This is a genomic window from Caballeronia sp. M23-90, from assembly GCF_053574605.1.
In genome coordinates, this window is sequence record NZ_JBSIPA010000045.1 from 1 (window position 1) to 24,633 (window position 24,633).

Genomic DNA, 24,633 nt, shown 5'->3' on the forward strand with positions numbered 1-24,633 from the left:
TGGCCGTTCTATGGCAGCGCGCATGGCGTGGTGCCGCCGGATATCGCGGCGCAGTGGCTTGAACGAATTGTCGCGCTCGACTGGAAGAAGGTCGAACCGGCCGCGTTCGCCGCGGCGCAGATCGCGCGTTTGACCGGCGACCGGTCGCGCGATCTGCCTGAAGACCTCCGGGCGCGCGTGGTTCATCGGCTCGACAATGCGGGCGCGCCAAAAAGCTGGGGCGAAATGGTCAGTGAAGTCGTGGAACTCGATAACGCCGACGAAGGCCGCGTGTTCGGCGAATCGTTGCCGCCGGGATTGAAACTCGTCACCAGTACGTGAAGATAACGGCGCTTTTATAATCGCGGCTTCCCAACCCGCGACCATTCCTATCATGAGACTGCATGGCTGGGCATTCCCCGCAGCCGTTCTGCTTTGCGCTTCGCCGGCATTTGCACAACAGATCCCGCCACACGACGAATTTTTCTGGCTTGGCGAAATCAACAAGGCGACCGTTGTCATCAACACGGACGAAGGCCTGCTCGACAAATCCATGGCCCCGCGTCTCGCCGCGGGCGTGGCCAAGGTGATCGCGGATGGAAACCAGCCCGGCGCCAAGCGCCCGAAGACGGTGATCACGTTCGAGCCGCTCCTCATCAAGGCGGCCGGCGAGGACATCACGCTGCTGCACGCCGGACGTTCGAGCCAGGACATGCACGCCACCTACCGCTCGGCCATCCTGCGCGACGACCTGCTCAACCTTGCCGACCAGCTCAACACGACGACCGCGACCATCGTGCGTCTCGCCGATAAGTACAAGGCCACCGTCGTGCCGAACTACACGAACGGCGTGGCCGCCCAGCCCAACAGCTACGGCCACTATCTGCTCGGCTTTGTTGCAGGCCTCGACCGCGATGCACAGCGAATCCGCGAAGCGTACAAACGTGTGGACCGTTCATCGATGGGCACGACCGTCCTGAACGGCACAAGCTGGCCGCTCGACCGCGAGCGCATGGCGAAGTATCTCGGCTTCAATGCGATCGTCGATAACGCCTACGACGCGTCGCAGATTTCTTCCGTCGATGAACCCGTCGAAGCCGGCGCGATCGTCACGAGCGTGGGGCTGCATACCGGCGCTTTCATCCAGGACGTGATGACGCAATACGCCGAATCGCGTCCGTGGATCCTGTTGCAGGAAGGCGGCGCGAACACGTATGTCTCGAGCGCGATGCCGCAAAAGCGCAATCCGGGACTGCTGATCCGCACGCGCACGGATGCATCGACGGCAATATCGCAGGCCGAGGGCGTTGTCATGCAGGCGCACAACCTGCCGCCCGGCATGAGCGATCCGAAGGACGTGAAGGCGAATACGGAGATGATCGAAAGCGGTATCGACGCGCTCAAGGGCTGGAACGAAGTGATGAATTCGCTCGTGATCAACCCGGAGCGCGCGCTCGAAGAACTCAACAGCGACTGGACCGCATCGCAAGAAGTTGCCGATGTACTCATGCGCAAGTACAAATTGCCGTTCCGCGTCGGCCATCATTTCGCGTCGAACGTGGTGGAATATGCGCGGCAAAAGGACATCAAGCCGCTCGACTTCCCTTACGCCGATGCACAGCGCATCTACACGCAGACCGTCGCGGGCACACCCTACGCCGGCGATCTGCCAATGAGCGAAGCGGAGTTCCGCTCGACGCTCAACCCGGTGGCGATCGTGAACAACCGCGCGACCACGGGCGGGCCGCAGCCCGTCGAGATGGCGCGGATGCTAAAAGAAGCGAATGCGCGCGTGGCCTATCAGGACACGTGGATCAAGGATAACCGCGCGCATATTTCAAGTTCGCTTGCCCGGCTCGACACCGACTTCAGCAAGGTATCCGGTCAGTGACCAAAGAAAACATCGCATTGCACTGAACCGCCCACGCATTGGCGCGGGCGCGACATGCTGCTCGTGGCGCTGCGTGTATCGGGCATGCCGCCATACGATGTGTCGGACGTGGCCTGCGCCGAGGTGTTCGCGTCGTGCAGGACGCCAGCCTGGCCGCTCGGGCGAACCTGGGGCTGGGAATATTGCTGGATGTCCTGCTGACTGTCCTGTGCGACAGCGCTTCCCGACATTGCAATCAGCAGCGCGCTGCTTAGAAAAAACAAACGGGTTTTCATTTCGATGCTCCTCGAAACCAGGCGCGTCACCCGGGAGCTTTCCTGAGCAGCTCGCCACTTTTCTGTATGTGCTTCGCCAAATTGTCGCAGGGCAGACAGGCGTGAAGTGGAGTCAAGTGAAGCGGTCGGTGCGCCCTGCATCTTGAGTTATAGGCCGCGCATGGTCGATTTCACAGGGATTTGCGCATTTGCCGAGTCAGGACTCCGCTTCGCGGCACCCTGCGTAAGTAGGGCTGCGCCAAGCGCCGCGCTCGTCTATTCTGAAGATGACCGTTCGTGGCGCGCTCATTGCTCCTGTCATCCCGAGCGCTCGAACCTGACCCTGGAGAAACTCCATGATTCACGTCACCACATGGCTGGCATCCATACTCATTGCCATGCTGGCTGTCTTTTTCATCACGATTGCGTTGCCGAATTCGGCATCGGATGAACTGAACCGCGCATCCGCGGCCCAGGCGATATTCACTGGCACGGGCGCGAGCGTGCCATCAAAGCTTGGGCTTCCCAATCCGGTGCGGCGCAAAGCCGATTGAAAACAGGCGCCTTGGCTTCAAGCTCAGGCGCGCTCTCCCATCGTCGCTGCCGATACCGGCCGGAACGCGAGGCAATACATCAGGAAACGCCCCGCAAAGATCCCGGCGACCAGCCCGGACACCAGACCCCCGAGCACCACGTACATCGAGTCCGGTCCGGCGTGCATGACCGCCAACTCGACACCCAGCCAGAACTTCGATACGAACGTCAGCAGCATCAGCACTAGCGGCACCACCGACCCCGGCAGCGTGACCGTCTTCAGCGCACGATCCACCGTCATTCCGGAGCGGCGAGCCAGCACGACGCCAATCCCGATTCCGAACACCGCGCCGAGAACCCAGGCGAGCCCGGTGTTCCATCCTGCAGCCGGTTCCTTGAACAGGTTCAGCAAACCCCAGCCGGTGAAAATGACGGGCACGATCGCCAGTTTAGTGAGCGGCGCGGTGCCGCCTTTCATCGCCTTGAAACCGCGTGAAAGGAGATAGGCCAATAGAATCCAGACCCAAACCGGTGTGCCGTGCAAAATCGCTTCGATAGACATGAGCCTCTCCTTGATCGCAGGCCGTCGGCCGCGTGAAATCCGAAATGAAACCGCTTAATCTTTACAGTGGAAATATTCTGACGCGATTCAAAACGATCGTCAATGCATCTTTCCATTGTAAAAATTTATGGAGACGGATAGATCGATTCGTATGCAGAACCGCCGGCGGACCCGCCGGCGTCGAGACAAGTCTTCTTAGCCCTTGGTCGCACCGAATGTCAGTCCGGCCACGAAATGCCGTTGCATCGCGAAGAACATGATGACCGACGGCAACGCGGCCAGGATCGACCCCGCCGACACCAGGTTCCACGCCGTCACCCATTGCCCCTTGAGCGCGGCCACGCCGACCGTGATTGGCGCAGCCTCGTCGCCCTGCGTGAGACACAACGCCCAGAAGTAATCGTTCCAGACGAACGTGAAGACAAGAATGGCGAGCGCCGCCAAAGCCGGTCGGATTAACGGCAGCACGATTCGAAAGAAAACCGTCCACTCGTTCGCGCCTTCAATGCGCGCCGCCTCGACCAGTTCGAACGGCAATTGCTTGATGAAGTTGCGCAGGAACAGCGCGCAAAATCCGGTCTGGAACGAGATATGAAAGAGGATCAGCGCGCCGACCGTGTTGAAGATGCCAAGCTGCAACGACAAATCGCGCACGGGAATCATCAGGATCTGGATAGGCACGAAGTTGCCCGCGACGAAGGTCGCAAACAACGCCGTGTTGCCGCGAAAGTTGTAGATGGCCAGCGCAAAGCCGGCCATCGATGCAAGTACGATCGACCCGATCACCGACGGCACCGTGATCAGCACGCTGTTCCACAAGTAGTGGAGCATGGGCGATGTCGTCAGTGCATCGCTGTAATTGGCTATCAGGGAAAAGTGCCGTGGCCAGCCCCAGTAGTTGCCTTCGACGAGTTCATCGGAGGAACGAATGGAGGTGACCATCACCGCGATCAGCGGCAACAGCCAGATCACGAGCGCAACCGGCAACGACAGCTTGTAAAGCGCCCGGTTGACGGGCTTCCATTTGGCGACGGGCATTGGAAACATAGTGCGCTCCTGACTTCTTAACGTTCGGTCCGCAGCATTCTGCGCAAGTGATAAACGATGTACACCATCATGATGGCGAACAGCACGACGGCAATCGCGGCCGAATAACCAATGCGGTAATACTTGATCGCCTGGTCGTACATGTAATAGGCGAGCACGGTCGAGCTCTCGTACGGACCACCGCCGCTCATGACGGAGATCAGATCGAAACTGCGCAACGCGCCGATGATCGTTACCACGATCGCCATGAACGTGGTCGGCCGGAGTTGCGGCAGGATCACGTGCCACAACATGGTCCAGCCCTTCGCGCCTTCCATGCGCGCCGCCTCGATCTGCTCGGAGTTGAGCGATGTGAGGCCGGTCAGGTACAGGATCATGCAATACGCGGTCTGCGGCCAGAGCGCCGCGAAGATGATGCCGAAGGTGACGTATCGTGCGTCGCCGAGTACGGGCACACCGTGCCCCAGAATGACTTTCAGCAAGCCGAATGTCGGGTCGTAGAACCAGCTGAACATCAGGCCGACCACAACGCCCGACAACACGAACGGCGCGAAAAACAGCGACTTCACCACGCGAATGCCGCGCACCGCCTGATTCAGATACAACGCGACGGCAAGACCCATCGGCGGCGCGAGCAGGAACAGGATCAGCCACAGCACATTGTTCTTGAGCGCCGTATAGAACGTCGGAGCATGGAACAATTCGATGTAGTTATCGAAGCCCGCGAAGGTCTTCTCCGTCATCCCGTCCCAGTTGTAGAAACTGAGTGTGACACTGGAAATGATCGGCCAGATCACGTAGATCGCGACCATGATGCACGCCGGCGCCAGGAACAGGAACGCGGCCAGCCGCTGCTGCCGCGCAGTTGCCGACATCCGCTTGCGACGCTTCGGTTTGGCCGCCGCAACGCTGAGGGTTTCAGACATACAGTGCTCCCTGTCCTTCAAAAAGGCGGCCCATCGCACGCGGGCCGCCGTCCCGCATTACTTCTTGTAAATGCGCTTACGCGTGGCTTCGAGCTGCGTCAGGATTGCATCGAGTTTCGTCGGATCGGAGACGAACTGCTGCATGCCCTTCATGCCTTCATCGGCCATTTCCTTGGTCATGTCGCGGTCATAGAATTGCGCGATACCGCCCTTCGTCTGCGACAAGATCTGGAAACCGATCTTCGAAATGGGATCGTCCGGTTCCGGCGCCTTGCTGTTCGCCGGCAGGGAGCCAAGACCCTTTGCGAGCTGCGCGCTGATCTCGGGTGTCTCCACGAAAGCCAGGAACGTATGGGCGTCCGCCTTGTTCTTCGCCTTCGACGGAATGTGCAGCGACTCCACCGGACCATCTTCGGCGGTCGGCACATTGCTGTCGATGATCGGGAACTGGAAGTAGCCCATCTGCGGCTTGATGTTCTGCGGGAAGCCGGCGGTGATGAACGTGCCCATCAGCATCATCGCGGCCTTGCCCTGGAACAGGAACGGCTGCACCGCGTCGAGATCGTAAGAGAGCGAGTTTTCGATAAAGACCTTGTTGTCGATCAGCTCCTTCCATGCGGTATAGACCTTCTTCACGCGCGGGTCGGTATAAGGCACGTCGCCTGCCATCAGCTTCTGATGGAACGCGTTGCCGTTGATGCGCAAGTCGAGGTAATCGAACCAGCCCGCAAGCGTCCATGCATCGCGGCCGGCGACCGCGACCGGCGCAATGCCCGCGGCCTGGAGTTTCTTGCAGGCGTCGAGGAATTCAGGCCAGGTTTTCGGCTCGGCTGCGATCCCGGCCTTCTGGAACAAGTCCTTTCTGTAGAACATGCCCCACGAGTAGTACACGGTCGGCGCAGAGTACTGCTTGCCGTTATACGTGGACGATTCTTTCGTCGACGCATACATGGCGTCCCAGTTGTTCTTCTTCCAGTCGGGCGTCAGGTCTTCAAACAGCCCGCGCTTCGCGTAATACGCCATGCGTTCGCCGTTGTGCCAGTTCACGATATCCGGCGCGACAGTCGAGAGCCAGCCGGGAAGCTGGACCTTGTACGCTTCTTCATCGACGAAGGACACCTTCACATCGATATCCGGATGCGCCTTCTTGAAAGCGTCGAAAGTCTGTTGCCAGACCGTGCGCTGGCTTGCACCCTTGAACGCGATGTTCACGGTGAGCGTGCCTGCTTGCGCAATGCTCGCTGTAGCCAGGGCAACGGCCAGAGCGACGCCGGTCAATCCGTTGCGCATTCCATTACCAGTGAAAATTTTCATGCGTGTCTCCTCATTGATGAGTGTTGTTTGCTTTGTAAATCGCGACGCCTTGCGGTTCTACTTCCTCCTGCCCGACTATGAAGCTGGCTGCATCAGTGATCCTGTGAGCCGTTGAGTTGTAATTGAAGAGATACGTAAGCGGCCCGCGCCGGCTAACGCGAATGCCTTCGGGCAGCGGTTCTGCATCGAGTCCCGCTGCTTTCGCCGCATCCTGGAAGATCGATTGCGTCAGGGCGTCGTCGAAGAGACTCGCAAGGTAACGGATCGATCCATGACGCAGGATCGCGGGATGACCATCGGCGAAGTTGCTCTCGATCTGCACGCCTTCGCCCGCTTCAATCAGGTCACGCCAGTGACGGCTTTCGCCGCGTTGCCCGACCTTCTCGGTCACGTTGGGACGCATCGATTCAACGCGCCAGACGCGCATTGGAATCAACTGGGCGAGTTCCGCGCCGGGCGGCAACGCATCGGGAATGGTGAGATTCTGCGTCTTCGATCCCGTGCGTGGTCCCAGCACGACTTGCGCACCGCTTGCGGCAAGCCTCGCGGCAAAGTCGTCAGGCACGACCGGCAGCGGCGGCACCACGATCAGCTTGTACTTGTCCAGGGGCGCGTCGGCCGGCACGATATCGACGTCCAGTCCCAGGCTTCGCAACGCGCTGTAGTACTCGAACGCGAATCGCGGATAGTGGAAATCGACGCCTTGCGGATGAATCTCGAACAGCCACTTCGCTTCATAGTCCCAGACCAGTGCAACTTTCGCAGCGACGGGCAGCTCGCCGTCTTCTGTCACGACACGATCTATTTCCTTCGCGACCAGCGACGCTTCCTCGCCACCCAGATCCAGCTGGTTATCGGGCGTATTCAAACCCGCATGCATTTGCTCCTGTGCGAACGGCGCCTGACGCCAGCGGAAATACGAAACGCATCCCGCGCCATGCGCGAACGCCTCCCAGCTCCACAGCTTCACCATGCCCGGCAGGGGCGCCGGATTCCAGTGCGCCCAGTTCACCGGTCCGGGCTGTTGCTCCATCACCCAGAACGGCAGCTTCGACATCCCGCGATACACATCGTGATTAAACGATGCGAAATCCGGATGCCCGGTACGCAGCCACTTTGCCTTGATCGACGGGTCGAACCACTGCTCTTCGAGCGCACCCAGCGGATAGCTGTCCCACGTCGCGATGTCCAGGTCCGCGGCCACCTTGTAGTGATCGAATTCCGTGAAGAGCTGCATGAAATTGTGCGCGACCGGACGCTCCGGCGAATGCGCACGGATGATGTCGGTTTGCATGCGGTTAAAGCGCACGACTTCATCGGAGGAGAAACGGCGGAAATCCAGCCGGTGCGACGGATGCGCTTCCGTCACGGTCGCGACCGGCAGATCGATCTCGTCGAAGTTGCGGTATTCCATGCTCCAGAAGACCGTGCCCCACGCGGTGTTGAGCGCGTCGATGGTTGCGTAGCGTTGCTTGAGCCACGCCCGGAAGCGCTGCAGTGCAGCCGGCGAATAACTGACTACCGTGTTGTGGCAGCCGTACTCGTTGTCCGTTTGCCAGAACGCGACGGCTGGATGCTTGCCGTATCGCTCGGCAACCGCCGTGCAGATTTTCTGCGATGCCTCGAAGTACGAAGGCGACGAAAAATCGTAATGACGGCGCGAGCCGAATGCACGCGGGCGGCCATCGGCGCCTATGGGCAAGATGTCCGGATAACGGTCGATCAGCCACTTCGGCGGCGTTGCGGTCGGCGTGCACATGACGACTTTCAGGCCTGCATCGGCGAGCGTATCGATCGCCTGATCAAGCCAGTCCCATTGATATTCACCCGGCGACGGTTCGATCCGGCTCCACGCGAATTCGGCGATCCGGACACGGTCGATGCCCAGCGCCTTCATGCGCGCCGCATCGTCTTTCCACATCGAGGCGGACCAGTGTTCCGGGTAATAACAGACTCCAAGACGCATGCGAAGCGCTCCTACGCAAAGTGGGGAATGACGGCCGACGTGACGGCGAAGCCGTCCTCGGTGAAAAGATGACAGGAGGCGGCCGGCACATTGAACGCGACGTTCTCGCCTTGTTTCGGCGTCCTGTCGCCTGGCGCCTTGGCAATCAGAACAGCGCCGCCGGCTTGCTCCAGATGCAGATAGCTGTGCTCGCCAAGCTGTTCGACGAGCGACACCGTGCGCGTGATCTGCTGTTGTGACGCGTTGCTTGCGATCGGTTCAAGATGCTCCGGACGAATGCCGAGCGTGATGGTCTGGCCCGGCGTCAACGCATCGCCGTTTGCCTGGACTTCGAGTTGTTCACTGGTGCCGTCGAGCGCGATCAACACGCTTTCCGCATTGCCCGAGACCACGCGCGCGGGCAGGAAATTCATCCGCGGTGAGCCGATAAACCCAGCCACGAAACGGCTCTTCGGCCGGTGATACAACTCGAGCGGCGCCCCCACTTGCGCGATGCTGCCGTATTTCGCGGTATCGGCGCCGGCGTGCAGCAACACGATCTTGTCGGCCAGCGTCATGGCTTCGATCTGATCGTGCGTCACGTAGACGACGCTGGCTTTATCGAACTGTTTATGCAGCCGCGCGATCTCCACGCGCGTTTGTCCGCGCAGCGTGGCGTCGAGATTGGAAAGGGGTTCGTCGAAGAGAAACACGCTCGGGCTGCGCACGATCGCGCGGCCGATCGCCACGCGCTGACGTTGTCCGCCCGATAACTCTTTGGGCCGTCTTTCGAGCAAGGCGTCGAGTTGCAGTACGCGAGCAGCTTCCCTCACCTTTTTGTCGATGACGTCTTTCGGCGTCTTCGCGAGCGTCAACCCGAACGCCATGTTCTGGTAGACCGTCATGTGCGGAAAGAGCGCGTAGCTCTGGAACACCATCGCTACACCGCGTTGCGCGGCCGGCACCTCGTTGACGAGTTTTCCATCGATATAAAGATCGCCGTCCGTAATGTCCTCGAGACCGGCGATCATGCGCAGCAGCGTCGATTTCCCGCATCCCGAAGGACCCAGGAACACGCAGAACTCATGCGCGCCGATTTCCAGATCCACGTCGCGGATCACCGGCGCGTGGTCGCCGTACGCTTTCTGAACTGACCGTAAAGAGATGCTCGCCATGCCGACGTCTCCGTGTTTTACCGAGGAGACAAAAGAAGGTTAAGCGCTTAACCTTCCGCCGGTGAAAAAACGATCCCTGTACAGGATCGCCTTGTCTGGCTGTCTCCGTCTTTGTGTTTTTGAACTGCCTTGGACGCAAATCTAGCCGTCTCCCAGGAATTATACAAATGCCGGGAAGCCATCCCAAAATATGAGACACGGCGACGATGCTTGCACATAACCGTGCGTTCGCGGAACTTAGGCGACGTTCCGACTCGCGTTAACCCTTCCCTAGAGATTCGATGACCACTTTGGCCGAAGTTGCCGCGCGCGCAGGCGTCACGCCCGCTACCGTATCGAACGTACTGCGCAAGCGCGGCAAGGTCGGCGAGGCGACGCGGCAACGTGTGCTCGATGCAGTGGATGCATTGGGGTATCGGCCGCATCTGACCGCGCGCGCACTTGCCGAAGGCAGCGCGCCGACGCTCGCGCTGATGGTGTCGAGCATCGCGAATCCGTTTTATCCGGAGTTCGCGCTCGCCGCCGAACGCGCGGCGCGCAAGAACGGCCGCTTTCTGATTGTGTGCAACACCAACGAAGATCCGGTGATTGCGCGTGCGTATCTCGATCAGATTGCGGGGACGTTGTCGGAAGGCGTGCTGGTGATGAACGCGAAACTCGACTTCGATGACCTCGAGAAGACCCTCGCGCGCGGCACGCCGATTGTGTTGTGCATGTGGGAACGGCCGGATGTATCGCCGGGAGTGCCTTGTGTGGCGGTCGATTTTTTTGCGGCCGGAACGCTCGCCGCGCAACACTTGCTGGACCTGGGGCACACACGCATAGGCGCAATCGTCGCAAGCCAGCGTGACGGTGTGCAGGCCGCGCGCTATGAAGGGTTTTGCCACACGTTGCACGAGGCCGGCGTTGCGCACCTGGAGGAGGACGTGCGTTTTACGCGCGATGAAGTGCAACATGGCTACGATGCCGCTTGCGATTTGCTGAGCGCACAGCCGGACCTCACCGCCCTCTTCGCGACCAACGACCTGCCCGCGCTCGGTGCGATGCACGCCGCCGCCGATCGCGGCATGCGGATTCCGCAAGACCTGTCGGTGATCGGCATCACCGATATTCAGCTTGCACGGGAATCGCGGCCGGGTTTGTCGACCATAGCCGTTCCCACCGATGCCGCCGCCGCAATGGCCGTCGAATTGCTCGAAGCGCTGATAGAGAGCGGCGGCCGCGACCAGGACGCGCCGATGCGCGTTGCGCCCCAACCTGTGCTGGTGCAACGCGCATCGACGGGACCCGTACGCAGGTAGCTTTTTACGCCCGTTCCGGAACCTTCGCGAACAACAGATTCAGCCCTTCTGCGATAGTCGGATGCGCGAGGATCGCGTCCCTCAACGCGGTGTACGGAAGCTTGCCGAGCATCGCCATTTGCACCACGGCCACGACTTCGCCTGCGTTCGAACCGAACATTGTGAAACCCAGGATGCGGTCCGAATCCGCCGCTACGACAGCTTTCATGAAGCCCTGCGTGTCGCCCGTCGTGCGGGCGCGCGGGATGCCGGCCATCGGCAATTTGGCGACGCGCACCGCGATCCCCTGGCGTTGCGCATCGCTTTCATTTAAGCCCACGCGCGCCAGTTCCGGTTCAATGAACAACGCGTACGGAATTTCGCGATCGCGCGTGGTCAGCGTGCCGCCCGCAAGTTGTGACTTCAGTACGCGGTAGTCATCGAACGATGCGTGCGTGAACATCGGCGTGCCGGCCACTTCGCCGATCGCCCAGGTGTTCGGCGCGGAGGTCGCAAGGCGCTCGTCGACCCTGATGAAGCCGCGTGTATCGAGTTCGACGCCCGCGACCTCCAGACCGATGTTCGCCGTGCGCGGCACACGTCCCGTCGCTACGAGGATATGCGAACCTTGGAGGCTCGAACCATCGTTGAGGTCCACCGTCACCGAATCGCCCGAACGACCACTTACACGCAGCGCCTTCACCGAGACGCGGACATCGATTCCTTCTTTCGCGAACGCGGATTCGATTGCATCGGTTACGTCGGCATCCTCGCGCATTGCAACGCGCGGCGCCTCTTGCAAGACCGTCACCCTGCTGCCAAGCCGGCGAAACGCCTGCGCCATTTCCAGCCCGATATAACCGCCCCCGATCACGATCAGATGTTCCGGCAAGGCGTCGAGCGCGAGCGCTTCCACGTGGGTCATCGGATTGGCATCGCGCAGACCGGAGACGTCGGGAACCGCTGCATATGTACCCGTGTTGATGAACACATGTTCGCCTTCCACCACACGTTGGTTGCCATCGTTCATGGCGACCTGAATGCGGCGGGGCGCCACGAAACTTCCTGTACCGAGAATCAGATCGAAGCCTGACGCAGCGAACGCTTTCGCGTTGATATCGACCATGCCGTCCACAACGTCACGCACATACCGATGCACCTTCGTCATATCGACCTTGTTGTCATGCGCGCCGCCTTGCAGGATGTCGGCAGATTGAACGGCATGCATGATCCGTGCGCTTTGAATGAGCGCTTTACTCGGGATACACGCAATGTTGATACACGACCCGCCGATCATGCCTTCCTCCACCACGGCAACGCGCTTGCCGGATTTGGCGAGTTCCATGGCGAGCGTCTTGCCGCCTTTTCCGCCGCCCAGGAATACGTATTCGAACTTTTCGACTGTAGACATTTCAGCTCCTTTGAATTTGGTCGCGGGCCACGCCCGTGCTGTGACTGAAATGTAGACCTCGCGGCATGGAAAGCCCATGTCGAGTCGGCTCGAATCACTGCTCGCGCGTCTCATGGCGCTGGAACACGCGCTGGTAAGATCGCTACGCCATCCTTTTCTACCGGGTAATCACATGGAAGCGCTCGACCGGCTGATCCAGTTATCCCGCCTGCAAGGCGCGCTCGATCTGCGCTGCCTCCTGAGCGGCGAGTGGACACTCGACCATCCGCCCGCGCCGCCGAGCGAGGCCGTGTATCACGTCGTGCTTGCCGGAAGCTGTCTGCTCAAGTTTCGAGGACAGGCGGATGTAAGGCTGGAAACCGGCGATATCGTGATGTTGCCGCGCGGCGATGCGCATGTGCTGCAGGGCGAGGAATCGTCGGATCAAAGCGTGCCACGCGAGATGGAGAGTCACTACAACGGCGCGGTGACCGTGCGCACGAACTGCGGGCCGAATGCGGCGAGTCTCGATCTGCTATGCGGGAAATTCAACTACGCGGCGAATGCGTTGCTGATCGATGTGCTGCCTGACATCGTGAAAATGTCGTTCGAGCGCGATGATGTTCCCGACCTGACGCGGATGGTCGGCATGATGCGGCGCGAGTCGAGCGAGGCGGAGCCGGGGGCACACTCGATCATATCGGCGTTGTCCACTGCGCTTTTCACGATGCTGCTGCGCGCGCATCTGGCGCAACAGCCGTCGAAAGCGGACGTCCTCGCGTTGCTTGCGCATCCGCGTCTTGGATCATCGGTCATTGCGATGCTGGAGCGGCCTGCGGAGAAGTGGACGATCGAAATGCTGGCACAGCAATCGGCGATGTCACGCGCGACTTACGCGCGAGCGTTCGGTGCGTTGACCGAAGACTCGCCAATGACCTTGCTCACACGCATCCGCATGCAGCTCGCGGGAATGTTGTTGACGCGAACGGCGAAGAGCATCGCGGAGATAGCCGACGACGTGGGGTATCAATCCGAATCGGCGTTCAGCAAGAAATTCAAGGATACGTATGGTGTGGGCCCGGGCGCATACCGGCAAGCGCGAGCGGGTGGCTAGGCGATTACATCAGGCTGCCGAGCACCAGTTCGTGCGAGTGTCCGATCCAGACGGCGGCATCGCGATGATCACGAAGTGCGTTGCCGGTATTGGGATGGATGAAGACATCGAGTGAACCGTGATTTAGCGTGAGCCATTCCACGATAACGGCGAACTGGCCGGGCTCGAACGCGAGCTGATACGACCACTGCGGATGTGGACCGACAGGTTTCTCGTGAAAGCGTCCGACCTGGAGGATGTCGCCCAAGCGGCTAGCGATTTCCTCGCGAAGTTGCCAGGCGGTGTCGCGGGTCGAAGCGTTGAAGTAGACGTGGGCATGCCACGATACGACGGGAGAAACGGTGGGCGTGTTCATGGATGGCGTGAGGCTCGGAAAGTGGCTGCCGCACGTGTGCGGCGATTCCTGAGTTTAGCCAAAACGGATGAGGGGTGCTTGGGGTTGGCGGAGGACATGCAACTAACAACGACCGCGCGAACGCCTAAATTGCAGCAACCCGGCACCGCCCCCAACCAACAGGGCCGGCCCCGGGCTACAAACCAACCCCCTTACTTACTCGTAGGCATCGCAAACTCGGCGCCCTTCTCGGTGCTCTCTGGCCACCGTTGCATGATCGATTTCTGCCGCGTGTAGAACCGCACCCCTTCCTCGCCGTAAGCGTGCATATCGCCGAAAAGGCTGCGCTTCCAGCCACCAAACCCGTGCCAGGCCATCGGCACAGGAATGGGCACATTGATCCCCACCATCCCGACTTCGATACGGCGACCGAATTCACGTGCAACGTGGCCATCGCGTGTATAGCAGGCCACGCCGTTCCCAAACTCGTGGGCGTTGATCAGATCGACCGCTTCGGTAAAGTCCTTGACCCGCACGCACGCCAGCACCGGACCAAAAATCTCTTCCTTATAGATGCGCATCTCGGGTGTCACGTTATCGAACAGCGTGCCGCCGGTAAAGAAACCTTCCTCGTGCCCCGGCACCTTGAAACCACGTCCGTCGACGACCAGTGAAGCGCCCTCCTCCACACCCAGCGCGATATACCCTTCAATGCGTTCCAACGCCTGACGCGTCACGATCGGGCCCATCTCGGCATCGGCTTCCATGCCGTTCTTCACGATCAGCGAACGCGCCCGCTCGGCAAGCCGCGGAATCAACTTGTCAGCGACATCGCCCACGAGCACCGCAACCGAAATCGCCATGCAACGCTCGCCGGCTGATCCGTAACCCGCACCGACCAGTGCATCGATAGCCTGATCCAGATCGGCATCGGGCATCACGACCATGTGATTCTTCGCGCCGCCGAGCGCCTGCACGCGCTTGCCGTGCTGCGCACCAGTCTGATAGATGTAGTTCGCAATCGGCGTGGAGCCCACGAAGCTGATGGCCTTCACATCGGGATGCACGAGCAGCGCATCGACCACGACCTTGTCACCCTGCACGACGCTGAACACGCCATCGGGCAAACCGGCTTCCTGCAGCAACCCTGCCATGAATAGCGATGCCGACGGATCGCGTTCGCTCGGCTTCAAGATGAAGCAATTGCCCGCTGCAATCGCGACCGGGAACATCCAGCACGGCACCATGCAAGGGAAGTTGAACGGCGTGATGCCGGCAACGACGCCCAGCGCCTGACGCGTGGTCCAGTTGTCGATACCTGTCGACACCTGCTCCGTGAAATCGCCCTTCAGGAGTTGCGGGATACCGCAAGCAAACTCGATCACATCGATACCGCGTGACACCTCACCCTGCGCGTCGCTGAAAACCTTGCCATGTTCGGCTGTGATGATCGCGGCAAGATCGTCGCGATGCTTGTTCATCAACTCCAGGAAACGCAGCATCACGCGTGCACGGCGAATCGGCGGGGTTTCGCTCCAGCCGGCAAACGCTTTCTTTGCGCCGGCGACGGCTGCGTCGACATCGGCAACATCACCCAGGTGCAGCGTGCGCGCTTCGGCGCCCGTCGCCGGGTTGAAGATCGGCTGGGTGCGCGTTCCCGTGCCGGGTACACGACGGCCCTGAATGAAATGGCCGACGTCCGCGCGATCGCTGAAGCTTTGCATGATGAGGCACCTGATTGGTTTGGTAGAAAGTCTGTCGAGTGTAAGAACCCGGGACACGTCTGCAAAGACGTTATGATTGAAATGATTGTTTTCTATGGTGAACAATGGGCATATGGAAACGCAACGAGTCGAGTCTCTCTGGACGCATCTCTATTGGCTGACAATCCTCGCGCAGCAAGGCAGCTATACGCGCGCAGCCACCCGGCTTGGTGTGAGCAAGGCGGCCATGAGTCAAAGAATAGTCGAACTGGAGCGCGCCGCTGGTGTGTCGTTGGTGCAGCGCACCACGCGCAGTGTGCGGCTGACGGAGGCAGGACAACGTCTTGTCGATCAAACGCGCGGGCAGTATGAAGGCATTGCGCAGAGCTTTGCGGGCGTACGCGATTCGGCAGGAATTGCACGTGGAGAGCTGCGTGTGACTGCTCCGGTCGCGTTTGCGCGGCAGCAGCTCGTGCCGCATTTATCGGCGTTCCTGAGGGCAAACCCTGAAGTGCGCGTGCAACTGGAAGTATCGGACAGGATCAGCTCGCTCGCGAGCGAGGGTTTCGATCTCGCGATTCGACACAGCGCCGTCGCGCCAGAAACACATGTTGCCTGGACGCTGTGCAAGACGCGTTCGGTGATCGTGGCGACACGCGCGTATCTGAAGCGTCGTGGCACGCCTTCGACGCCGCAGGAACTGGCCGCGCACGATTGCCTCTTTTACCCGCGCGCGCAAGAGGCCCCCGCGTGGACCTTCGAACGCACGACCGGGCGCAAGTCCGTCACGGGACGCGTCACGGTGCCTATCAACGGACCGTTCTCGGCGAATAACAGCGAGACCCTGCGCGACGCCGCTCTGGATGATCTCGGCGTTGCACTGGTCCCTGACTTCAGCGCCCAAGCCGCGCTACGCGCCGGTCAACTCGTGCGCCTGTTGCCCGATTGGCAACCTACCGGCGTTTTTGCAGAGCAGCTTTATGTGGTACGTCCGTATGCTTCCCACGTGCCACGCGCGGTGACGGCGTTTGTATCGTATTTGCGCAAGACGTTCGAGGATGGATTTTCGGACTAGCGTCGGTGTTTGAAAACCAACGCTTTAGCTTGCAGCGCGTTTGTCGATCCAGTTCACGATCTCGGCGTGATACGTGCGCGGCGCTTTCGCCACGGTGCGCGCCGCGAGTCCCGCGAGTGTCTGCGCTTCGAGCACCTCTTGCATGCGCTTCTCCGCCTCGATCATGACCGCATGAATGGAACATGTGCCGCTTGTGGCCCACTTGGGAGCGGTATCGCCGAAAATCGCGCAGCGCGCGCGAATCTCGCGGCAATCGAAAAGCGGCTTGGGTCCGTCGATGGCTTGCACCACGTCGAGCACAGTGATGCGCTCGGCAGGACGCGCGAGCGTAAATCCTCCACGTGCGCCTTCGGTAGCGACCGTCAAGCCGGCCTTATGAAGCTTGGTGAAAAGCTTCGCCACGTAATCCACCGACAATCCCTGCAGTTCCGCCAGATCCCGCACGCTCGCCTCGCTGACACCAGCCGGCGCGTCGGTCAGATACAGCAGGCAATGCAGCGCGTACTCGACGCCTGAACTGATGTGACTCATTCCATCTCCGACTCATCAAATCCTAGTTTAGGCATTCTATTCCATCCGGAGGCGGGAGGCAATGCTCGTCTTCTCAGCGATGAAAATCGCGTCATCTGCATATTCCTGACGGCTATCTCTCCATATAGCGACATGCAATATTCGGATCGATGTGCGACATCATCGCACTTGCAAGATCTATCTACGACTTGTACAGTCGTAGTTATCGCTGGAAATTACGGCGACCCGATTAACGAATTGAAAGCGAAAAATGACTGATAGTCCCAAGAGAATTCTGGTGATAGGCGCCGGCTTCGCCGGCATGTGGAGCGCGCTTGGCGCAGCTCGTTTGATCGATGCCGCGAATACGAACGGCGAGCCCATCGAAGTTGCCTTGATTGCGCCCGAACCCCAGTTGCATGTTCGCCCGCGCCTTCATGAAACCAACCCGCTTGGTCTGAAAGCGCCGCTGTTGCCGCTCTTCGATGCAACCGGCGTCCGCTTCATCCAAGGCAGCGTGCGCGATATCAAGGCCGCGGATCACACTGTCGAAGCAGTGAATGCGGACGGCAGCACATTCACCGTGCACTACGACAGGCTGGTGCTCGCCAGCGGCAGCGCGCTGTTTCGTCCGCGCGTTCCGGGCCTGGACACGGCCGCGTTCAGCATCGATCAGATCAGCGACGCCGCGCGTCTGGAAGCGCATCTGCGTGGCCTCGCCAATCAGCCTGATTCGTCCGCGCGAAATACGGTTGTTGTCGTAGGCGCGGGTTTCACCGGGATCGAAATCGCGACGGAATTGCCCGAACGCTTGCGTTCGTTCCTAGGCGCGAACACTGCAGTCAGGGTGATCGTGATCGAGCAAGCGGGCGCGGTGGGTCCGGACCTGGGCGCCGGGCCGCGGCCGGTTATTGAGCAGGCGTTGACCGGACTCGGCATCGAGGTGCGTCTGAACGTTGCGGTGAGCAGTATCGATATTGATGGCATCGTTACGTCGGACGGCGAGCGTATCGAGGCGAAGACGGTGATCTGGACAGCAGGCATGCGCGCCAATTCGCTGACGAAACAACTCAACGCCGAGCGCGATCCGCTCGGGCGTCTACACGTGGATGCGAACTTGCGCGTGCTGGGAGTGGACGATGTATTCGCCGCCGGCGACGTCGCTTTTGCCACCACCGACGACCTCGGCAATCACGCGCTCATGTCATGCCAGCATGCAATGAACATGGGCCGGTTCGCGGGACATAACGTGGCGGCCGACATGCTTGGCAGCGAGCCTCTACCTTATCGTCAACCGGTTTATGTGACGTGTCTCGATCTCGGGTCGTGGGGCGCGGTCTTCACCGAAGGATGGGACAGGCAGATCAAGCTCGTTGGCAACGAAGCGAAAGCGCTCAAGCGCCAGATCTGTACCGAGTGGATTTATCCGCCGGCAGCGGATAGAACAGCCGCGTTCGATGCCGCCGATCCGAATGTCACTGTCGTAGCTTAAGCACCTTGCCATTGTCGTTGCGCGTGGAGCACGTCCTCTGCGCGCAACGACGTCAATTGCCGATACAACGCTGGCGCGGTAGCGCCTTCAGTGTTCAGCAAGAGCACGTGCGAATGCTCATCGAGTGCAAGCGCAACGCGCTCTTTTGCGTCGCCATTCGCTTGAATCAATCCCGCAAGTCCAGCCGCTCCGGACTCTCCCGCCACGACGGGAATATCGCGCTTTGAACCGGCAGCAAGAATGCGCATGGCTTCGATGGCGGCTTCGTCTGACACGGTCATGAACGCGTCGGCGAGAACGCTTAGAAAGCGCCACGCCAGCGGCGACGTTTCTCCGCATGCGAGTCCGGCCATGACGGAATCCACGGAACCCGTTGCATGGGCTGCATGTCCTCGAAGCGCGCTTTGATAAAGACACTCGGCCTGATCGGGTTCCACGATGATGAAACGCGGCCGTCGCTCACCGTCGCGCTCTGCAAAATAGCTGATCACCCCGGCAGCCAATCCACCCACCCCGCCTTGAATGAACACATGCGTATAGGGCCGGCCATCGTTTTGTTCGATTGCTTCCGCAGCGATGGTTCCATAACCCTGCATCACGTCGCGCGGAATCGTTTCGTAACCGTCGTACGAGGTATCGGACACGACGTGCCAGGCATTTTCCTTCGCAAGCCGCGCGGCTTCCGTCACCGACTCGTCATAGTTGCCCTCGATCTGCACGATCTCCGCGCCGAGTGCCGCGATTGCCAGCCGCCGTTCATCGTTCACGTGCTTGTGCAACACGATCACACATCGGCAACCGATACTGCGCGCCGCCGCGGCCAATGCGCGGCCATGGTTGCCATCGGTTGCGCTGATCACGGTGAGGTTGCGCAGCAGCGTCGTATAGTGCCTATCGATCAGTTTTGCAGCGTCAAGATCGTGGCCCTGGAAGAGCCTTTTAATCAGCCGCATCAATGCGATCGGCGCACCAAGCGCCTTGAAACTCCCCAACGGCGATCGATGCCCTTCGTCCTTCACGCGAATCGATCCCACTCCCAGCCTTGAGGCAAGATCCGGCAAGTCCCAAAGAGGCGTCGGTCCCGCGTTCAACCCGTCCCATGCCGATAACCACGCGCGGCCTTCATCGGCGGCATGGATGTTGAGAATCTGGCGAAGCGAATCGTCGTAGTCATTGCGGCGCGCATTGGCGTTGATTTGAAGCATCAGACTGTCCTCTGGACGTTTTCAACGGGTAATTTCAAACGCACGATCTCCGCAAAATAGCGCGCGCCGGTGGACAGGATGGCGTCGTTGAAGTCGTATCGTGCGTTGTGTAGCGGAGTCGCACCGGCTTCGCCTCCGGCACCATTACCGATAAACGCAAAGTTGCCCGGCACCACTTCGAGGAACGCGCCGAAGTCTTCAGAGATCATCATCGGTGCGACGTTGCTGTCTACGTTGTCCGCACCCACAATAGCCGTGGCCGCTGCAATCGCGGTCGCAACGCATGGAGGCGTGTTGACGGTCGGCACGAACTCATGCGTGTATTCGAACGTGCATTGCGCGCCGTGCGCAGCACAGATGCCTTCGCACACGCTACGCATGCGCTGCTCCAGCAGCCTTTGAACCTCGGGCGTGTAGCTGCGCGTATCGCCCTTGATCACCACCTCGCCGGGAATCGCGTTGCGGATGCCATCGGTGAAAAGCTCGGTGCAGGAAACGACCGCAGGCACGCCCGGTTCCACGCTTCTCGATACAACCGTCTGCAACGCCAGCACGATTTCCGCCGCAATCACAATCGGGTCGATCGTCATATGCGGTCGTGCCGCGTGGCCGCCAACTCCATTGACCCGGATCACGAAGTTGTCTTCGCTCGCCATGATTCCACCGGCGCGCGTCGATATGGTGCCTGCGCGAAGCCCTGGAATGTTATGAACGCCGTAGATTTCATCGACGGGAAAACGTTCGAAAAGCTTGTCGGCGATCATCGCCTTCGCGCCCTTCCCGTGTTCTTCCGCCGGCTGAAAGATAAAGCGCACGGTGCCGTCGAAGTCGCGCCGCTCGCACAGCAACTTCGCGGCGCCGAGAACCATGCTCATATGGCCGTCGTGACCGCATGCATGCGACTTCCCCGCATGAACCGATGCATGGCCGCGCTCAGGCGCCTGCTCGTGGATATGAAGCGCATCCATCTCGGCACGCAGGCCGATCACGCCGGGCCCGTCGCCGCAAACAAGGTTCGCGACAAACCCGGTCCCGCCGATACCCCTCGTCACCTCCAGCCCAAAACCTTCGAGCACGCCGGCCGCGAACACACTCGTCTCGTGTTCCTCGAACCCGGTCTCCGGCACACGATGAAACCAGTGCCGCCACTGCATCAACTGCTGCTCGAAATCCATCGTAAGTCTCCACTGCCGTGTATGGACTCCAGTATAAGAACCTGGCATGAGAAAAAATCCCGCGAATACACCTATCGCCGATAATTCGATTCTATTTCCGGCGTTTAGACTCAAAGAACACTGCATCGATCAAACAGGACCCGCATATGGCACTCGATCGGCTCGACGTCCGCATCCTCAACTTGCTGCAAGAAAACGCGGCCACCCCGTTGCGCGTGATCGCAACGGAAGCCAACGCATCGGTCGCGACATGCCAGCGCCGGATCGCGCAACTCAAGGCAGACGGCGTGCTGCTCAAGGAAGTCGCGATTGTCGACCGCATGCGCGTGGGCCGGCCGCTGACCATTTTTGTATCGGTGGAACTGGACAAGCAGAACGATTCGCTCCTGCGCGCTTTCGAGCGCCGCATGATGAGCGAAGGTGACGTGATGGCGTGCTACGAGGTGTCGGGGGAATTCGATTTTTTGCTGATCGTGAATTCCGCCTCGATGGAGACGTATCACGCGTTCACGCGAAGGCTCTTTTCATCGAACAACAATGTGCGCAACTTCAAAAGCAACTTCGCGATGAACTGCTCGAAGTTCGAGACGAAGATTCCCCTGGATGATCCAGAGGAATCAGCTTAACGCCTGATACTCGCTACGAAGGTCGCGATGCGGTCGCATGCTTCGGCGAGACGCGCTTCATCGAGCACGAAGCCCAGCCGCACGAAACCTGCCGCGGTTTCTCCGAACGCACTGGCATCGAGCACCGACACACCCTGCGCCCGAAACAACTGCCAACTGAAATCGTAGGCGCTCAAGCCCGTGCCGGTTACGTCGACCATCATGAACATGCCCGCCTCCGGCAACAGGCAATGCAAGCCTGGCACATCGCGCAGACGATCGAACACAATGTCGCGGCGACGTCTGTAGATCTCGCGCATGTCCGCGACGATCTTCGGGCGGTTTTCGAGCGCGGTCATTGCGGCTTGCTGGATGAAGCCCGGCAAACCGTAGAGCATGCAAAGCGCCAGGCGTCCAAGGTGTTCTACAAGCGTCTTCGGACCGATCACCCAGCCCACGCGCCATCCCGGCATTGCATGGGATTTCGACAAGCTGCCGATCGTCACGGTGCGCTCGGCCATGCCGTCGAGCGAGGCAATGCTGACATGCTCGCGATCGAATGTGAGGTCCGCGTAGACCTCGTCCGAGACGATCCACAGATCGTGCTTTTTCGCCAGCGCCGCAATGCGTTCAAGATCCGGACGCGGCAACACGACACCCGTCGGGTTGCACGGCGTGGCGAAGAAAATGGCTTTGGTGCGCGGCGTGATGGCGGCTTCGAGCGCGTCGCAATCGAGATGAAACGCCTTCGCCGGGTCTACCGCCACAGGTACGAGCGTCGCGCCGGTGACACGCACGCTGGCCTCGTAAGTCAGGTACATCGGCTCGGGCACGACGATTTCATCGCCTGCTTCGCACAAGCATAACGATGTCGCAAAGAGTCCGTTCTGCGCACCCGCGACAACGATCACGTTGTTTTCATCGATACCCTGATTGCCGGTCTGCTGCACGTGATCCCGCGCGATCGCCGCACGAAGCGGCGCACGTCCTACCACATCCGCGTAATGCGTATCGCCTTCGCGCAATGCACTGACCGCGCGATCGACGATGACTTCGGGCGTCGCGAAGTCCGGGTCGCCGACGCTCAGAATGATGACGTCTTCGCCCTTGTTGAAGGCTTGCTGCGCCGCGTGATGAATTTCCCACGCGGCCGTGCGCTTGCCTTGCAGACGCTCGACGAGATTCGAATACTTCATGCGGCCACTCCCTTGAAGTGAATCGTTGGATTATAGCGGCGGTCTATCGGCCGTTCTTATTGGCCGTGCCCAGGTTCGTCGCGAGATAAGCCAACAATGCCTGGACACGCGAAGAGCGGCCTTTGCGCGATGGCATCAGTGCGATGACCGGCGCGCTGCCAAAGTCCCACTCGCCCAGAAGCCGCACGAGCTTGCCCGATGCAACCGCGTCCGCCACGTCCCATTGCGAACGAAGCACGAGCCCCAAACCATCTTCGGCCCAACGACGCGCAACACTGCCGTCGTTGGTACTGAATGCAGCGGTGACACGCAGTGCGAGCGGTGTTGATTGCTTGGCGCCGGTCTGCGCGCGCCGCCGGCGCACCCGCCAGAGCGTCACGTCTTCATCATTCTCGCGAATGCAGATGCAATCGTGATCGAGGATCTCGCGCGGTTCACGCGGATACCCCCGGGCCGCGATATAACCCGGACTCGCGCATAACCATCGTTCGTTGGCGAGCAGTGGCCGCGCAGTCCACAACGTGTCGCGCACCGTGCCGATCTGGATCACGACGTCGGCGTCGTGACTATGCGGCCAGGGCGTTTCCAGCAGATCGAGTTGCAGTCGGATCTCCGGATTCTCCCGCGCAAATCGCGCGAGCAACGGCGCCACATGCACGCGGCCGAAGCCGAAAGGGGCTGCAATGCGAATGTGGCCGGCGAGACGCGCGGTTTCATCGCGGAACGTATCCGGAAGCGCTTCAATGGCGGTGAGAAGACCCTGCGCTTCCCGCGCGAGGCGCGCACCGTCGGCGGTCAGCGACATGTTTCGTGCATCCCGCGTGGCGAGCGTTACGCCGAGCGTTTCCTCCAGCTTCTTGAGCCGCATGGAAAGTGCCGATGTCGTCACGTTGAGCACGCGCGCCGCCGCACTGAGCGATTCCGATCGCGCGAGCGTGGTGACAAGCCTGAGATCCGCCAGTTCCATCGTTCAGTTTTTCTTAAGGATAGATGTGTGTGGATTTAACCATAGCTTAATGTTTTATCAGTAAAGTTGCGTCCATCATGCCAAGCCAATCTGCCTCGACATACCCGAAAGCGGTGCTCTTCGACCTGCTCACCGCCCTGCTGGATTCATGGACCTTGTGGAACCGTGCAGCCGGCAGCGAAGCCGCGGGACGCACGTGGCGCGCGGAATACCTGCGCCTGACCTACAACCGCGGCGCGTATGTGCCCTACGAAGAACTCGTGCGTCAGGCCGCGTTGCAAACCGGCCTGGACGAGTCGGCAGCACGCACGCTCGAAGCCCAGTGGCTGCAACTCGCGCCGTGGAGCGGTGCGCGCGATTCATTGCGCAAGCTCGCGCCGCACTGCAAGCTGGGGATCGTCACGAACTGTTCCGATCGGCTGGGCCGGCAAGCCGCCGACCTGTTCGATATCGACTGGGACGTGATCGTGACGGCCGAAAACGCCGGTTTCTATAAACCCGATCCGCGTCCTTATCAACGGGCGCTGGATCGCCTGAACATAAACGCCGACGACGCCGCTTTCGTCGCCGGTTCGAGCTACGACATGTTCGGCACCGCGAAGCTCGGCTTGCGTACCTACTGGCACAACCGCGTAGGCCTTGATCTCGTCGATGGCGCACAGCCACCCGAAATCGAAGCGCCCACGTTCGATGCGTTGCTGCCGTGGCTGCGCGAATTCGGTTCATCGAAGGTATCGAAGGAAGACTCCGCACAATGAAACTCGACCAGATCGAAACGCCCGCCGCGCTGATCGACCGGCCGCGCATGATGCGCAATATCGAACGCATGCAGGCGCATATGAACGCGCTCTGCGTGGCGTTCCTCGGTGAATCGATCGGAATGGCCGCCGAGTTGTACGAAGGCGTGTGTACCGACCTGCCGCCGCAGCGCAAGAAGTAACGGCCGGCAGTCGAATGTAA

The 24,633-nt window shown here is 60.4% G+C and carries 24 protein-coding genes and 1 pseudogene; 10 read left to right on the forward strand and 15 right to left on the reverse strand.

From position 1 onward, the window contains the following. Together ACRXB1_RS07310 and ACRXB1_RS07315 are read left to right on the forward strand one after the other, a co-directional pair. Positions 1-321: pseudogene (locus ACRXB1_RS07310) on the forward strand (Hsp70 family protein); the annotation flags it as partial. 52 nt (positions 322-373) lie between these two features. Further along, positions 374-1,870 (forward strand): argininosuccinate lyase, encoded by a 1,497-nt coding sequence (locus tag ACRXB1_RS07315; protein WP_449491611.1) that lies wholly within the window; start codon positions 374-376, stop codon positions 1,868-1,870. Here the strand turns inward: ACRXB1_RS07315 and ACRXB1_RS07320 are convergent. Then, positions 1,864-2,145: a hypothetical protein gene (locus ACRXB1_RS07320; protein ID WP_062001377.1), complete on the reverse strand. Its 282-nt coding sequence runs from the start codon at positions 2,143-2,145 to the stop codon at positions 1,864-1,866. The genes ACRXB1_RS07315 and ACRXB1_RS07320 overlap by 7 nt on opposite strands. 335 nt (positions 2,146-2,480) lie before the next feature. On the opposite strand from ACRXB1_RS07320, the gene ACRXB1_RS07325 reads away from it, so the two are divergent. Then, positions 2,481-2,678 carry a hypothetical protein gene (locus ACRXB1_RS07325; protein ID WP_062001376.1) on the forward strand — a complete coding sequence of 66 codons (198 nt, stop codon included), beginning with the start codon at positions 2,481-2,483 and terminating at the stop codon, positions 2,676-2,678. A 23-nt stretch (positions 2,679-2,701) separates the two neighbouring features. Here ACRXB1_RS07325 and ACRXB1_RS07330 read toward each other — a convergent pair whose 3' ends face one another. The 6 genes from ACRXB1_RS07330 to ACRXB1_RS07355 form a co-directional block, all read right to left on the reverse strand. Beyond that, a complete protein-coding gene (locus ACRXB1_RS07330) occupies positions 2,702-3,220 on the reverse strand; it encodes a DUF6622 family protein (protein WP_086381578.1) in 519 nt (172 codons plus the stop codon). Between the two features lie 195 nt (positions 3,221-3,415). Then, entirely contained in the window at positions 3,416-4,267 is an 852-nt protein-coding gene (locus tag ACRXB1_RS07335) for a carbohydrate ABC transporter permease (RefSeq protein WP_062001374.1), read from the reverse strand. Between the two features lie 17 nt (positions 4,268-4,284). Next, positions 4,285-5,193 (reverse strand): carbohydrate ABC transporter permease, encoded by a 909-nt coding sequence (locus ACRXB1_RS07340; protein WP_062001373.1) that lies wholly within the window; start codon positions 5,191-5,193, stop codon positions 4,285-4,287. 57 nt (positions 5,194-5,250) lie between these two features. Next, positions 5,251-6,483, reverse strand: coding sequence for an ABC transporter substrate-binding protein (locus tag ACRXB1_RS07345; protein ID WP_449491627.1), 1,233 nt, complete (start codon positions 6,481-6,483; stop codon positions 5,251-5,253). Positions 6,484-6,517: 34 nt separating this feature from the next. Then, a complete protein-coding gene (locus ACRXB1_RS07350; protein ID WP_449491612.1) occupies positions 6,518-8,473 on the reverse strand; it encodes a beta-galactosidase in 1,956 nt (651 codons plus the stop codon). Between the two features lie 11 nt (positions 8,474-8,484). Further along, on the reverse strand, positions 8,485-9,627 hold the full coding sequence (locus ACRXB1_RS07355; protein WP_449491613.1) for an ABC transporter ATP-binding protein: 1,143 nt from the start codon (positions 9,625-9,627) through the stop codon (positions 8,485-8,487). A gap of 281 nt (positions 9,628-9,908) precedes the next feature. Between ACRXB1_RS07355 and ACRXB1_RS07360 the strand changes: the two genes are divergently transcribed. After that, positions 9,909-10,928: a LacI family DNA-binding transcriptional regulator gene (locus tag ACRXB1_RS07360; protein ID WP_449491614.1), complete on the forward strand. Its 1,020-nt coding sequence runs from the start codon at positions 9,909-9,911 to the stop codon at positions 10,926-10,928. A 4-nt stretch (positions 10,929-10,932) separates the two neighbouring features. On the opposite strand, the gene ACRXB1_RS07365 is transcribed toward ACRXB1_RS07360, so the two are convergent. Next, complete coding sequence (locus ACRXB1_RS07365; RefSeq protein WP_449491615.1) at positions 10,933-12,318, reverse strand: dihydrolipoyl dehydrogenase family protein; 1,386 nt, start codon at positions 12,316-12,318, stop codon at positions 10,933-10,935. Between the two features lie 76 nt (positions 12,319-12,394). On the opposite strand from ACRXB1_RS07365, the gene ACRXB1_RS07370 reads away from it, so the two are divergent. Beyond that, positions 12,395-13,411, forward strand: coding sequence for an AraC family transcriptional regulator (locus ACRXB1_RS07370; RefSeq protein ID WP_449491616.1), 1,017 nt, complete (start codon positions 12,395-12,397; stop codon positions 13,409-13,411). 4 nt (positions 13,412-13,415) lie between these two features. Here the strand turns inward: ACRXB1_RS07370 and ACRXB1_RS07375 are convergent, their stop codons facing one another. Together ACRXB1_RS07375 and ACRXB1_RS07380 are read right to left on the reverse strand one after the other, a co-directional pair. Then, a complete protein-coding gene (locus tag ACRXB1_RS07375) occupies positions 13,416-13,766 on the reverse strand; it encodes a DOPA 4,5-dioxygenase family protein (RefSeq protein ID WP_449491617.1) in 351 nt (116 codons plus the stop codon). A 191-nt stretch (positions 13,767-13,957) separates the two neighbouring features. Continuing rightward, the gene (locus ACRXB1_RS07380; protein WP_449491618.1) at positions 13,958-15,469 is read right to left on the reverse strand and encodes a CoA-acylating methylmalonate-semialdehyde dehydrogenase; all 1,512 of its coding nucleotides are present in this window, start codon (positions 15,467-15,469) and stop codon (positions 13,958-13,960) included. 112 nt (positions 15,470-15,581) lie between these two features. Between ACRXB1_RS07380 and ACRXB1_RS07385 the strand changes: the two genes are divergently transcribed. Then, positions 15,582-16,523, forward strand: coding sequence for a LysR family transcriptional regulator (locus ACRXB1_RS07385; protein ID WP_449491619.1), 942 nt, complete (start codon positions 15,582-15,584; stop codon positions 16,521-16,523). A gap of 24 nt (positions 16,524-16,547) precedes the next feature. On the opposite strand, the gene ACRXB1_RS07390 is transcribed toward ACRXB1_RS07385, so the two are convergent. Continuing rightward, positions 16,548-17,054 (reverse strand): RrF2 family transcriptional regulator, encoded by a 507-nt coding sequence (locus ACRXB1_RS07390; RefSeq protein WP_449491620.1) that lies wholly within the window; start codon positions 17,052-17,054, stop codon positions 16,548-16,550. 250 nt (positions 17,055-17,304) lie between these two features. Between ACRXB1_RS07390 and ACRXB1_RS07395 the strand changes: the two genes are divergently transcribed. Beyond that, on the forward strand, positions 17,305-18,525 hold the full coding sequence (locus ACRXB1_RS07395) for an NAD(P)/FAD-dependent oxidoreductase (protein ID WP_449491621.1): 1,221 nt from the start codon (positions 17,305-17,307) through the stop codon (positions 18,523-18,525). Here the strand turns inward: ACRXB1_RS07395 and ACRXB1_RS07400 are convergent. Together ACRXB1_RS07400 and ACRXB1_RS07405 are read right to left on the reverse strand one after the other, a co-directional pair. Continuing rightward, positions 18,522-19,730, reverse strand: a complete 1,209-nt coding sequence (locus ACRXB1_RS07400) for a diaminopropionate ammonia-lyase (RefSeq protein ID WP_449491622.1) — start codon at positions 19,728-19,730, stop codon at positions 18,522-18,524. The two genes, ACRXB1_RS07395 and ACRXB1_RS07400, sit on opposite strands and share 4 nt — an antisense overlap. Then, positions 19,730-20,905 carry a M20 aminoacylase family protein gene (locus ACRXB1_RS07405; protein ID WP_449491623.1) on the reverse strand — a complete coding sequence of 392 codons (1,176 nt, stop codon included), beginning with the start codon at positions 20,903-20,905 and terminating at the stop codon, positions 19,730-19,732. Before ACRXB1_RS07405 ends, ACRXB1_RS07400 begins: the two co-directional genes overlap by 1 nt. A 146-nt stretch (positions 20,906-21,051) precedes the next feature. Here ACRXB1_RS07405 and ACRXB1_RS07410 point away from each other — a divergent pair, with 146 nt between their 5' ends. Continuing rightward, positions 21,052-21,531 (forward strand): Lrp/AsnC family transcriptional regulator, encoded by a 480-nt coding sequence (locus ACRXB1_RS07410; RefSeq protein ID WP_062001361.1) that lies wholly within the window; start codon positions 21,052-21,054, stop codon positions 21,529-21,531. Here ACRXB1_RS07410 and ACRXB1_RS07415 read toward each other — a convergent pair. Further along, positions 21,528-22,706 (reverse strand): pyridoxal phosphate-dependent aminotransferase, encoded by a 1,179-nt coding sequence (locus ACRXB1_RS07415; RefSeq protein ID WP_449491624.1) that lies wholly within the window; start codon positions 22,704-22,706, stop codon positions 21,528-21,530. The genes ACRXB1_RS07410 and ACRXB1_RS07415 overlap by 4 nt on opposite strands. 43 nt (positions 22,707-22,749) lie before the next feature. Then, the gene (locus ACRXB1_RS07420; protein ID WP_449491625.1) at positions 22,750-23,673 is read right to left on the reverse strand and encodes a LysR family transcriptional regulator; all 924 of its coding nucleotides are present in this window, start codon (positions 23,671-23,673) and stop codon (positions 22,750-22,752) included. A gap of 77 nt (positions 23,674-23,750) precedes the next feature. Here ACRXB1_RS07420 and ACRXB1_RS07425 point away from each other — a divergent pair, with 77 nt between their 5' ends. Beyond that, on the forward strand, positions 23,751-24,431 hold the full coding sequence (locus tag ACRXB1_RS07425; protein ID WP_449491626.1) for an HAD-IA family hydrolase: 681 nt from the start codon (positions 23,751-23,753) through the stop codon (positions 24,429-24,431). After that, positions 24,428-24,613 (forward strand): hypothetical protein, encoded by a 186-nt coding sequence (locus ACRXB1_RS07430; protein WP_449491628.1) that lies wholly within the window; start codon positions 24,428-24,430, stop codon positions 24,611-24,613. The genes ACRXB1_RS07425 and ACRXB1_RS07430 overlap by 4 nt, the downstream gene beginning before the upstream one ends. Positions 24,614-24,633: the final 20 nt, after the last annotated feature.

What these genes read in the sequence shown, in the direction of transcription:
- ACRXB1_RS07360 (WP_449491614.1), top strand. Translation starts at nt 9,909, where the DNA reads ATGACCACTTTGGCCGAAGTTGCCGCGCGCGCAGGCGTCACGCCCGCT.
- ACRXB1_RS07410 (WP_062001361.1), top strand. Translation starts at nt 21,052, where the DNA reads ATGGCACTCGATCGGCTCGACGTCCGCATCCTCAACTTGCTGCAAGAA.
- ACRXB1_RS07340 (WP_062001373.1), bottom strand. Translation starts at nt 5,193, where the DNA reads ATGTCTGAAACCCTCAGCGTTGCGGCGGCCAAACCGAAGCGTCGCAAG.
- ACRXB1_RS07380 (WP_449491618.1), bottom strand. Translation starts at nt 15,469, where the DNA reads ATGCAAAGCTTCAGCGATCGCGCGGACGTCGGCCATTTCATTCAGGGC.
- ACRXB1_RS07385 (WP_449491619.1), top strand. Translation starts at nt 15,582, where the DNA reads ATGGAAACGCAACGAGTCGAGTCTCTCTGGACGCATCTCTATTGGCTG.
- ACRXB1_RS07405 (WP_449491623.1), bottom strand. Translation starts at nt 20,905, where the DNA reads ATGGATTTCGAGCAGCAGTTGATGCAGTGGCGGCACTGGTTTCATCGT.
- ACRXB1_RS07430 (WP_449491628.1), top strand. Translation starts at nt 24,428, where the DNA reads ATGAAACTCGACCAGATCGAAACGCCCGCCGCGCTGATCGACCGGCCG.
- ACRXB1_RS07350 (WP_449491612.1), bottom strand. Translation starts at nt 8,473, where the DNA reads ATGCGTCTTGGAGTCTGTTATTACCCGGAACACTGGTCCGCCTCGATG.
- ACRXB1_RS07420 (WP_449491625.1), bottom strand. Translation starts at nt 23,673, where the DNA reads ATGGAACTGGCGGATCTCAGGCTTGTCACCACGCTCGCGCGATCGGAA.
- ACRXB1_RS07365 (WP_449491615.1), bottom strand. Translation starts at nt 12,318, where the DNA reads ATGTCTACAGTCGAAAAGTTCGAATACGTATTCCTGGGCGGCGGAAAA.
- ACRXB1_RS07375 (WP_449491617.1), bottom strand. Translation starts at nt 13,766, where the DNA reads ATGAACACGCCCACCGTTTCTCCCGTCGTATCGTGGCATGCCCACGTC.
- ACRXB1_RS07335 (WP_062001374.1), bottom strand. Translation starts at nt 4,267, where the DNA reads ATGTTTCCAATGCCCGTCGCCAAATGGAAGCCCGTCAACCGGGCGCTT.
- ACRXB1_RS07320 (WP_062001377.1), bottom strand. Translation starts at nt 2,145, where the DNA reads ATGAAAACCCGTTTGTTTTTTCTAAGCAGCGCGCTGCTGATTGCAATG.
- ACRXB1_RS07355 (WP_449491613.1), bottom strand. Translation starts at nt 9,627, where the DNA reads ATGGCGAGCATCTCTTTACGGTCAGTTCAGAAAGCGTACGGCGACCAC.
- ACRXB1_RS07345 (WP_449491627.1), bottom strand. Translation starts at nt 6,483, where the DNA reads ATGCGCAACGGATTGACCGGCGTCGCTCTGGCCGTTGCCCTGGCTACA.
- ACRXB1_RS07395 (WP_449491621.1), top strand. Translation starts at nt 17,305, where the DNA reads ATGACTGATAGTCCCAAGAGAATTCTGGTGATAGGCGCCGGCTTCGCC.
- ACRXB1_RS07370 (WP_449491616.1), top strand. Translation starts at nt 12,395, where the DNA reads ATGTCGAGTCGGCTCGAATCACTGCTCGCGCGTCTCATGGCGCTGGAA.
- ACRXB1_RS07400 (WP_449491622.1), bottom strand. Translation starts at nt 19,730, where the DNA reads ATGCTTCAAATCAACGCCAATGCGCGCCGCAATGACTACGACGATTCG.
- ACRXB1_RS07315 (WP_449491611.1), top strand. Translation starts at nt 374, where the DNA reads ATGAGACTGCATGGCTGGGCATTCCCCGCAGCCGTTCTGCTTTGCGCT.
- ACRXB1_RS07390 (WP_449491620.1), bottom strand. Translation starts at nt 17,054, where the DNA reads ATGAGTCACATCAGTTCAGGCGTCGAGTACGCGCTGCATTGCCTGCTG.
- ACRXB1_RS07325 (WP_062001376.1), top strand. Translation starts at nt 2,481, where the DNA reads ATGATTCACGTCACCACATGGCTGGCATCCATACTCATTGCCATGCTG.
- ACRXB1_RS07415 (WP_449491624.1), bottom strand. Translation starts at nt 22,706, where the DNA reads ATGAAGTATTCGAATCTCGTCGAGCGTCTGCAAGGCAAGCGCACGGCC.
- ACRXB1_RS07330 (WP_086381578.1), bottom strand. Translation starts at nt 3,220, where the DNA reads ATGTCTATCGAAGCGATTTTGCACGGCACACCGGTTTGGGTCTGGATT.
- ACRXB1_RS07425 (WP_449491626.1), top strand. Translation starts at nt 23,751, where the DNA reads ATGCCAAGCCAATCTGCCTCGACATACCCGAAAGCGGTGCTCTTCGAC.